Consider the following 10,360-nt stretch of genomic DNA (forward strand, 5'->3'; position numbering starts at 1 on the left):
TTATATTATGTCAGATCCAGCGAAACTTCTTCTTGATTTAGCGAACCATGATACGCGAATCTACTGTGCATTTGACATCAGTAAGAACACCTATTTGTATTCTAACCCGGCGTTTCGAGCCTTCTTTCAACTGCAACCGGAGGAGGCAACACCACGTTTGCTCTTTCAGATGGTTCATCCCGAAGATCAGAATTATCTTAGGACCATCTTTGAATCTATGAAACCTGGAGAGTTCCGTGACAACCTGGAGTTCAGGTTTATACTTCGGGAACGGCTGCATTATCTGCGTCTCAGTATGGCACTATCAGAATGTGAAGTAAATGGTCGGGTGATCACGGGTTATATCGACGATATGACCGGCTTCCGGGAAAGTCTGGATACCATGGAGGCGCTTTCCAGTAAGAAAAATGCCGTCTTGAACATTTTGTCACATGATCTGGCCGGGCCTTTAGGTTCCATATCCAATTACAGCTACCTCCTATCACAGAAAACGAATCCTAGTGACACGCTTACTTTGAAGATGATACATTCCATTGAGAGTATTGCTAGGCGCTGTATTCGCTTGATCCAGGAATTCGTCAAGTTAGAATTTATTGAAGCCTCTGCTACAGATCTTGTTAAAACACGATATAATCTGGTAGACAGGATATCGATCTTTATGGAGGATTACCTGCAGCATGAAGTGGAACTTAAGAAGAACTTTAGCTTTATTGTCGAGGAGCCTGCAATTTATGCAGAGATCGATGAATATAAATTTATGCAGGTCATTAATAATCTATTATCCAACGCACTGAAGTTTACGCCAGATAATGGAAATATTGAAGTTCGTGTGGGTAGAAATAATGACCGCGTACGTATTGAAGTTAAAGATACCGGCATCGGTATACCTGAGGAATTTCACGCAACAATATTTGACAAATTTAGTAAGGCCAGGCGCTCCGGTATTAAGGGGGAAACTTCCGTGGGGCTGGGCATGTCTATTATCAAAACCATTGTAGAATGGCACCAGGGTAAGATCTGGTTTACGAGCAAAGTAGGCGAAGGAACCACCTTCTACATTGAAATTCCGGGTTGCGACTAATCAGTTGATGAAATCCATTCCCTTGCTACGGCGATATCGGTAAAGAAGCGCGTGAGCACCGTACCATAAGCCACATCAGCGGCTTTTTGCGCAGAAAGTTGACTGAATGCTGCAGGGGAGTAAATCCATGCAAATTGGCGCAATCCAGCTTTTTCCATCATTGGGAACCATACTTCACCTACCCAGTCGGAAGCATCAGACCAGGTGCCAAGCACATGGCTATTGTCGTTGATCACTTTGCTTACTTTATGCCGGGTTAACATTTCCAACATCTTGAGGCAGCCATGCTGTACCGTCTTTAAGTCCTGGAACCCTGTCCAGTCTACGTCTAAACGATGATCTGCGTCATTATATACTATGGTGACTGCCTGGTTCTTAAAGAAATCTTCCCGATTGATCTCCTGCTTTTGGTTGGTCGATAGTTCCAGTGGTAACCGGAAATAAAAAGTCGATCCCTGGTCTTCTTCGCTTTCAATCCAAAAGCTGCCCTGGTGACGTTTTAAAATTTCCGAAGAAATATATAGTCCCAAACCAAGTCCTTCAAAACGCATGGCCGAATTATCCACACGGTAGTAGCGGTCGAAAAGGCGGTTGAAATCTTTACGTGCGATCCCGATACCGAAGTCCTGTATGGAGACGACAATGTTGTCCATTTCGATCTTATAATCTACAATCACCCGATCTGCTCTGGGGGAATATTTGATTGCGTTGGATAAGAAATTTTGTACGACTTGTTCCAGGCGAAAATGGTCACCTATATAGGTGATTTCTTCCGCTCCTTTAAGAATAATCCGGTGTGTTGTGCTGGTTTGTTGTATGGTATCAATACTGCTCAATAGCAAATTCCTGAAGTTAAGTGGTTGCATGTTGTACACCATCTTTCCGGCATTGATCTTCGTTACATCAAGCAGATCGTTAATGAGCCACTCCAGCTTATCGATGTGTTCGGCAGATTTTTGAGAAAAGTGTTGCACTTTATCGTTATCCCTGGTTCTGCTGATCAGCTGATTGAAGGCTTTAATGCTCGTGAGCGGTGTCTTTAACTCATGACTGGCAATAGAAAGGAATTCATCCTTTTTCTGTTCACTGGCTTTTTGAAGTTCAATGTTGGTATTGGTACCGATCCAGAGCTTAAGTATTCCGTTTTCAAACATCGGCACTGCTTTGGCCATGTGCCAGTAATACTTGTTGTCTTTAAATCGCAGGCGGTATTCGGCGGCCATTGGCTGGGAAGTCTGCAGGGCAATGGTCCATTTTTCTATTGCACCGAGTAGATCATCGGGGTGTATAAATTGCCTCCAGCCTTGTTGGAGCAAGCTTTCCATATCCTGTCCGAGTTCCTCGCACATCATCTGATTTACGTAATTGAGCTTGCCTTCTTCAGCTGCGGTCCAGACCTGCTGCGGAATAGCATTAAACATGAACTTGAGGCTGGCTTCACTCTTTTTCAGGGTCTTTTGTGAATCTGATAAGGCATCGTTCGTTGCGGCCAGTTCTTCATTTGACGAAGATAACTCCTCGTTGATGGCGGTAAGCTCTTCCGAAAGATACTGCTCACGGAGTCTCGCCAAACTTCGTTCGGTAACATCATCAGCATGAACAAGGATGCGGTCCACCTCTTTTTTTGAATTGAAAAGTGGTGTATAGGAGAAGTCAAGATAGATAGTCTTCTTACCATCTCCGGTTACAATATCCAGACGTGCATCTCTTTCAATGTAGGGTTCTCCAGTCGTATAAACCTGCTGCAGTAGAGCCGGAAATGCCTGTTGCTCCAGTTCCGGCAGGAAATCGAGCAGTTTGGTGCCAAGGATGCGCATGTCCTTACCCCAGATGCGCAACATGCCTTTATTCACATCCTCCAGAATAAAATCTCTACCCTTTAAAATGCAGATCCCTGCGGGGATATTGGCGATGATGTTACTAAGTCGCTTTCTTTCTTCCTGAATGATTGAAAGTGAGTTCTGTAATTCCAGGGTACGTTCTCTAACCCGTCGCTCCAGAATCTCATTGGTGTGTCTAAGGTTTTCCTGCGCCTGGTTTAAGGCTTCAACGGTGATTGTTAATTCCTCATTACTGGCGGATAATTCTTCATTGGTAGCATCAAGTTCCTCTGATAGATTCTGCTGCTTGAAGAAGGTTTCCCGGGCACGCTCGCTGCTGGATGGGGCAATCGGGAGACTGATCAGGTTTACAAGCAGGTAGTCTGTTTTATGATCCGGCGTTTGAACCGGGATGATCTCCACCTGCAGCCAGTTTTGTTCGTCCAGCTCATCATTTACGTCCATCTCGGTTGTCGAAAAGTAGAGCAGTACCGTTTCCTGATTTTCCTGAGCCGTATGCAGGCCCTCTATGATGGCTCTACTGGTATGTTGATCGCGATATCTCCCTTCGATAAATTGCTGCAGGTTTAAGGCTAAAGCATATTCATCTTTTAGCAAGGCACCTGCAGCCTTATTGTAGCTGAGGATTTGAAAGTCGCCTTGAGATGCCACCAATACAATACGTGGGTAAGGCGTATGGAGCGTTGCCTGAAATAAAGGATCATTTATAAAGGTCATTAATTAGGGGTAGTTTGTGTGTCAGCTTTCGTTATCAAATCTAGCGCCATAATTACATTGCAAATAAAATTGTGCGGGCTGTATATACGTACCTAATTTCGTTGGGCTGGGGATTAATCAAGGTTAAAATCTTTGTGCTGCGGTACAGAAAGCAGGGGCTCGCCTTGCATCTCCCGCAGGGTGTTTTCGATCATTGCGCAGAGCGCATTGAGTGCCAGGTCATTTGGTTCTGTGCCGAAGGGATCTTCGAGTTCATCGGCAACTGCTTCCAGCGCCACAAAGGTATAAGCGATAAAAGTGACAATTAGAGGCATCATCCAGCCGAGGCTGTCGACAAAGCCAAAAGGAAGCAGGAAACAGTAAATATACACCGTGCGGTGCAGTAGAACCTTGTAAGTATAGGGAATGGGCGTGCTGGCAATGCGCTCACAGCCACCGATGATGTCGGAAAGTGCATTGAAGTTATGATCGATGTTGGCTGCCAGGAGGGGGTCGATCTGTTGGTTGGTACGAAGCGCTTTTAGCCAGCTGCCCATCTCTAGTACGAGCAGATTCGGAATGTACCTGGCATGGATAAACCGTTCGCGGTCTGCTGTACCGAGCAGTCTGTCAAGGTCCTCGGAGGCATCTGTATTGCGGAGCTGGTGTTTACAGCAGTAGGTGAAGGCAATCAGCAGATTCACAAACCTGTTCGCGTTATTACCATCGGGGAGGTCGCTGAGGGTTTGTGCCTGTCTGGCAAGCGATCTGGTGGTGTTTAATAACGCGCCCCAAAGTTTACGCCCTTCCCAGAAACGGTCGTAGCTTACATTGTTGCGGAAGCCCAGGAATATGGCCAGCGCAATGCCGAAGAGTGTGAATGGCGCCGGGTTAAGCTGGATCTTAAAGTTGAAAAGCACACCGTTGAAATACAGGACCAGCAGGCTTAGGGCGAATAGCAGACCCAGGCGGTAAAGCAGGCGTGGTAGCACGGAACCTCGCCAGATAAAGAGCATTCTGAACCAGTTTTCTTGTTTTCTGATAATCATAAAAAATAAATTGCTTTTGGCACGGCGCCGCTGGTGGCATAGGCTTTGTGAAACAATGAGAAATAACAACCTAAACCTTTAACCTATGAAAAAGTTTTTCTTAACACTGCTTGCGGTTGCAGGCTTCGCCGGGCTAACTGCTCAGGCACAAATTCAACGTGGTAACGTCATGGTCGGCGGTAACCTTGCAGGGATCAATTTCGGAATCGATGACCCACATGTTTTTGAATTTAACATTTCTCCTAAAGCTGCCTGGTTTGTGCAGGACAACATTGCCTTAGGTGCCTATGCGAATTTCGGGTTGCAAACCGCGAAGAACTCGGCAACCACCATCAGCTATGGTGTGGGACCTTTGGCGCGTTACTACTCCGGATCAGATGTTGAAGTCCTGAATCATGGCCGTATCTTCGGAGAGGTTACAGCCGGATTGGGTGGGCTTAACGTAAGTCAGGGTGGTGGTAATACCAACGGTTTTGATTTTAGTTTTGGTCCAGGTTTCGCATACTTCATTACACCGAACATTGGTTTGGAGACACTGGTGAAGTACAATGGACTAACTGGATTTGGTAACGAGGGGTACCAACATAAACTTAATTTGTCTTTCGGATTGCAGATCTATCTGCCAGGCAGAGGTACTGCAGCGAAGGTATCGCGTGATGTAAGATAATTCAGGCATCAATAGGAAGACCGGTTTGTAGCACATCTCTTGCCACAAACCGGTTTTTTTATGTCCTGTTGTATGGAATGGTCCAAAATCTTTATAAATTAATAGTCCTTAACCAGATACCCGTATGCCCGCTAACGATCGTCTCGTAAACTCCTATAAATCATCGGCTACACCTTGTCTTTTCTTACTGCCTGACTCTCCAAAATTCACGGTGATCGATGCGAATGAGGCTTATTTGCGTGCAACCGGCAAGCAGTTGAGCCAGGTGATCGGGTGCAGAATGTTCGATATCTTTCCTGAAGGCAGTGGCGAGGAAAACCAGAAGCGGGTAAAGGCATTTAGATCTGCTTTAGAGAATGCATTCCGTTTGAAGAAGCCGAGCAAGGTACGTCTGCAGCGGTATGATTTGGTGATGGACGGGCGATCTGAGGCACAAACCAGGTTCTGGAATACGGATACCACTCCAATTATGGATGCAAATGGTCAGGTGTTGTACCTGGTACATACAATTGTTGATGTGACGGACTTCGTTACGCAGCAAAGCCGTGGAGAAAAGGAAGGACAATCCTTGCATGATAGCTTCGCACATCCTTTGTTTAACGATTATCCGGAGGCGATGGCTACGCTTGATCTTTACGGCAATTTTTTGGATGTGAACAAGATCTTTGCCGACCTAAGTGCTTTTAATCGGGAGGACCTATTGTGCATGTCTTTCCTTCCTTTGATCCCGGAAGTTGATTTCCAGCCAGTTTTCGAGGCCTTTCAGAAATCTATCAAAGGTGAAATACAGAACCTGGAAAGCCGGGCGCTAACGGCTGACGACAAAATGTTGGTGCTGAATTTAACCTTTATCCCCATCATCATTAATAATGAGGTGCTGGGCGTATATATGATCACCAAGGATCTTACACAGTTGCGGGAAGCGGAAGCACAAGCTGAGGCGAAGCAAAAGCAGCTTGTGGCGATGATGGAGAGTATTCAGGACGGCTTTTTTGCAATGGATCAGGACTGGACGGTGACCTATTGGAATAGAGAAGCGGAGCGTATTCTGGATACACCTAGATCGGAGATCATCGGGAAGAATCTTTGGGAATTTTTTCCAGGTGCGCTGGAATATACCTTTATCGAAGCTTATCGCAAGGTGCTTTCTACAAAAGAATCTGTACGTTTCGATGAGTACCTACCTTCGAAAAACATGTGGCTTGAGGTGTCGGCTTACCCGAATAATGACGGACTAAGTATCTACTTTCGGGATGCCACAATCCGAATCAAAGCGGAGCAAGAATTACAGGATACTAAAGAGCGATATGAAAAACTTTTTGACTTTAGCCCCTTTCCAATATGGGTATATGATATAAAAACTTTGAAGTTCTTAGCTGTTAATGCGGCTGCAACACAGACCTATGGATATTCAGAAGCCGAATTCATGGAAATGGATGTGCGGTTTATGTATCCGCCAGATGAAAAGCACGTTCTCCAGCGGATACTAGAGGAGAAAGCCTGGACCGGGAAGGCGAACCGGGCGCAGGTCCGTTTGGCGAAGAAGTCTGGTGAAATTCTGAATGCGGAACTTATGAGTCAACCATTGACCACCTGGAATGATACTGCCCGGATCATTGTTGCGCAGGACATCACCCACAGGATAAAAGCAGAGGAAGCGTTAAGAGCCAGTGAGCAACGCTTCAAGGCGCTGGTGCAGGATGGGTCTGACCTCACTGCAATACTTGATTTATCGGGGACTTTCAAGTATGTAAGTCCATCGACCAAGCGCGTGTTGGGGGTAGATTCGGAAATGCTCTTGCATAAGAATATTTTTGAATTCATCCATCCCGAAGACAAGGCCCGGGTAGTTGAAGGCTTCAGCAACCTGGGTGTATCTAAGTCAAGGCGTTTGGAGCCTTTCCGGGTGGTCATAGGTGCTAAACAGCATCGCTGGATCGAGATCTTCATTACCGACCTGAGTGAGGAACATGCTGTTGGTGGTATCGTGATCAATGGGCGGGATGTGACGCAGCGGATCAACAACGAGCGTAAAATCAGGGCTAATCTGGAGCATTATAACCGTATCTCACGAGCAACTGTAGATGCCATTTACGACTGGGATCTGCAAACAAATCGATTGACCTGGAGCAAGGGCTTTCAGGAGATCTTTGGCTACGACTGCTGCGACGGCATAGATCAGACGCTAAGCTGGCTTGATCTGGTTCATCCTGAGGATCAGCAACAGTTAGTGGACCAGATCTTTATCCACCTGCGTGATAAGAAAACAAGATGGAAGCAGCAGTACCGTTTCCTGGCTGCAGGGGGCATCTACAAGGCGGTAATTGATCGTGGTTTCTTCGTGTTTAATGCCTCCGGGCAACCGGAACGTATGATTGGCGCAATGCAGGATGCAACGGAACGCTTGACCTACATCAGCAACATGGAACAAGAGCATAAGTATTTAAAGGAGATCTCCTGGATGCAAAGCCATGTTGTGCGTGCACCACTTGCCCGGATTATGGGCTTGTCGGAATTGCTGACCTATAATGAAGGTAAGATCACGAATAAAGAACTACTGTCTCATTTAACGGACTCTGCCCGTGAACTGGACCAGATCATTACCGCGATACTTGCAGAAACCGACAAGAAGCCAGAGCCCGGTAATTGAAAGCTTTAGAAAACAGAAAGGATCCAGGTGTTGTGCCTGGATCCTTTCTGTTTTTATTTGAAGCGTCGTAATTTAAATTAAGCCCTTGCAGTACTTATCCCAATACTGAAGCAGGATTTTCTTGCCGAAACGGGTGTGGCCTTTGCCTAGGGCTGGGGTCGGTGTAAATTCGCCGAATACTGCGCCGCGGTTGGTTGCGTAAAAGTCGAGCCGTACAAAGATGCCGTATGCCTTGCTCAGGCTTTTGGCCTGGCGAACCATATCCGGGAAACACTTTGGTGCCGGACCTTTTTCTTTAGGTGGATAGAACACATGTACTTCGTTGATTTGATTCCAATGCTCGTCATAGAAGGTTGCAAAGCCTGAATCCGGGCCTAAACGTTTAATCTCCCAAACAACAGCGATCTCACCATTGAAACAGAAAAATTTATAGTCTGTAAGTATATTGTACTCCCCTTCTTCGTTTCGGAGAAACTCTTCAATTAAGAATTCCTGATCGGATTTCTTGCTTACGGCACCTTTAAGTTCCGCCACGATTTCCTCCGGTGAATATCTTTTTCCATCGAACAGATTTGTGCCATGATCCATAACAAACACCATTTTCGAGGAGTGTCCTGTAGTTGGCCGGATCACATAATATGGAGGAAGTTTACTAAAATCGATATTCTCAACGTCAGAGCCACGCCAGTACAAATCAGGTACCTGGCAGCCTTGCATCAATGCGAACTCACGTGCATTAGCTTTGTTGCTCAGCTTGCGCTGCCAATAGGGGACATCCATCCACTTTTCTATCGGATCAGTACGGAACATACGAGTGTTCCTGACCTGCTCAGAAGTTGGGTCACTCCAGAATGTACTGTGCCTTTTTAAGATTCTATCGGTGAATTCTCCACTATTCTGAATTCTCCTTTTAAGATTTTTTAGCATGAGGGCGTAATAGTTTGTTAGAGTTTTCAACTTTAATACCTGGCAACCGCCATTTAAGATCAATAAGGGGCTAAATTTAAGGCTAAATAAGTGCCTGGCCAAATGTTACCTGGTACATTTTGGTGTACAAAAAAATAAGTAGGTTAATTTACTTGTTTTATTAAAAATCTTTTTGAGGAAAGGATGCGGGGGTGTTTGGGATTTTGACTTGAACGAATCTCGATTTAAAATAGTTTTCTATTATAGAACTGCTCCCATTGTTCAAAAGGGTACAGGCAGCAAAAATAGTTTAAAAAAAAATGTTGTCCGGTAAGAGGTTGATATCCTTGGCTTTAAACCCTAAAATAGCTGTTTTTAACCCATTTAAAGGCCTTTTGGACTTAGATTTTTAAGAAAAAACTGAAAAAACTTTTGCAGAATTAAAACTTGGGTGTATATTTGCACACCGAACAACGAAAAAGACTTCTAAAAAAGCTTAAATGTTGAGAAGGTAACCAAAAGGGAGATTAGCTCAGCTGGTTCAGAGCACCTGCCTTACAAGCAGGGGGTCACTGGTTCGAACCCAGTATCTCCCACCAAAGAAAAGCCTTTCAGTACAAACTGAGAGGCTTTTCTCGTTTTCGGCTGGAATATTGTTTATCTTACCTTGAACAGCAATGAAGCGGATCAAGTCAAAAAGTTGTGGAGCAGATCATATATTTTTAGCTTTGGTGTTTTAGATTTCTTACTTCATGCAGGACGGATACCACACCTTAATAAGCTTACTACTTCCCGATTTCATTCTTGACTTTTTCGAACTCAAAGAAGTGCGCAAAGAAGAAGATATATTTCATTTGGATTTGCAAGAGGTTAATATTACTCCAAATGTGCCAGAAGGAGAAAAGCTGCTTTCCAAAGGCTTTTTTCCAACCATTACCGTGCAGGACTTCCCGATCCGCGGGCACAAGGTGTTCCTCCATATCAAACGTCGTCGCTGGCTCAATACCAGCACAAACAAAGTGGCTTACCGGGATTGGAATATTGTTGCAGAAGGCACGCGAATAACAGAGGGATTCGCGGCTTTTTTAAAAGAAATCAGTCGATACCAGCCCTAATTCGGTCCATACTGTAGGTGGCTTCTATGGGGTAAAAGGAAAAACACTTCAGCGGAATTATCGCGAGTCATTAAGCGGATTCAAGGACTGGAACCAAAGGTTGCATGCAAAAGATTGGCTGCTTTTCCCCGAGAACTTAGGCGTTCAGCTGTCCATCGATGAGACCTCGTTATCTCATGGGGAACTTTATACAATACTAACAAATAAGGCTGCTAAGGGTAAAAAAGGCGCTATTGTCGCCATTATTGCTGGCACAAAGGCAGATACTGTCATAGAAGTGCTGCAGAAAATTCCCGAAAAACTAAGAAGGAAAGTCACTGAGATTACCCTGGATATGGCAGGTAATATGGAGCTC

Annotated in this window: 8 protein-coding genes and 1 tRNA gene; 6 read left to right on the plus strand and 3 right to left on the minus strand. The window is 45.1% G+C overall.

Annotation, left to right across the window (positions count from 1 at the left end; all coding sequences use genetic code 11):
• Positions 1-7: 7 nt before the first annotated feature.
• Positions 8-1,081 carry a sensor histidine kinase gene (locus AC5WJX_RS07985; protein WP_440428224.1) on the plus strand — a complete coding sequence of 358 codons (1,074 nt, stop codon included), beginning with the start codon at positions 8-10 and terminating at the stop codon, positions 1,079-1,081.
• On the opposite strand, the gene AC5WJX_RS07990 is transcribed toward AC5WJX_RS07985, so the two are convergent.
• Together AC5WJX_RS07990 and AC5WJX_RS07995 are read right to left on the minus strand one after the other, a co-directional pair.
• Positions 1,078-3,639, minus strand: coding sequence for an ATP-binding protein (locus AC5WJX_RS07990; protein WP_494484097.1), 2,562 nt, complete (start codon positions 3,637-3,639; stop codon positions 1,078-1,080). The genes AC5WJX_RS07985 and AC5WJX_RS07990 overlap by 4 nt on opposite strands.
• 113 nt (positions 3,640-3,752) lie before the next feature.
• Positions 3,753-4,667, minus strand: a complete 915-nt coding sequence (locus AC5WJX_RS07995) for a bestrophin family protein (protein ID WP_494484098.1) — start codon at positions 4,665-4,667, stop codon at positions 3,753-3,755.
• A gap of 85 nt (positions 4,668-4,752) precedes the next feature.
• On the opposite strand from AC5WJX_RS07995, the gene AC5WJX_RS08000 reads away from it, so the two are divergent.
• Both AC5WJX_RS08000 and AC5WJX_RS08005 read left to right on the plus strand, forming a co-directional pair.
• Entirely contained in the window at positions 4,753-5,334 is a 582-nt protein-coding gene (locus AC5WJX_RS08000) for a putative outer membrane beta-barrel protein (protein WP_440428221.1), read from the plus strand.
• 124 nt (positions 5,335-5,458) lie between these two features.
• Positions 5,459-7,984: a PAS domain-containing protein gene (locus AC5WJX_RS08005; protein ID WP_494484099.1), complete on the plus strand. Its 2,526-nt coding sequence runs from the start codon at positions 5,459-5,461 to the stop codon at positions 7,982-7,984.
• A 72-nt stretch (positions 7,985-8,056) separates the two neighbouring features.
• Here the strand turns inward: AC5WJX_RS08005 and AC5WJX_RS08010 are convergent, their stop codons facing one another.
• Complete coding sequence (locus tag AC5WJX_RS08010) at positions 8,057-8,911, minus strand: ATP-grasp fold amidoligase family protein (RefSeq protein WP_494484100.1); 855 nt, start codon at positions 8,909-8,911, stop codon at positions 8,057-8,059.
• Between the two features lie 500 nt (positions 8,912-9,411).
• Here AC5WJX_RS08010 and AC5WJX_RS08015 point away from each other — a divergent pair.
• The 3 genes from AC5WJX_RS08015 to AC5WJX_RS08025 all read left to right on the plus strand — a co-directional run.
• A tRNA-Val gene (locus tag AC5WJX_RS08015) sits at positions 9,412-9,489 on the plus strand.
• Positions 9,490-9,642: 153 nt separating this feature from the next.
• Positions 9,643-10,005, plus strand: a complete 363-nt coding sequence (locus AC5WJX_RS08020; RefSeq protein ID WP_440429483.1) for an ISAon1 family transposase N-terminal region protein — start codon at positions 9,643-9,645, stop codon at positions 10,003-10,005.
• Positions 10,006-10,105: 100 nt separating this feature from the next.
• On the plus strand, positions 10,106-10,360 hold a 255-nt coding region (locus AC5WJX_RS08025; RefSeq protein ID WP_494484101.1), incomplete at its 3' end, for a transposase.

The sequence above is a fragment of the Pedobacter sp. NEAU-ZC8 genome, from assembly GCF_059278965.1.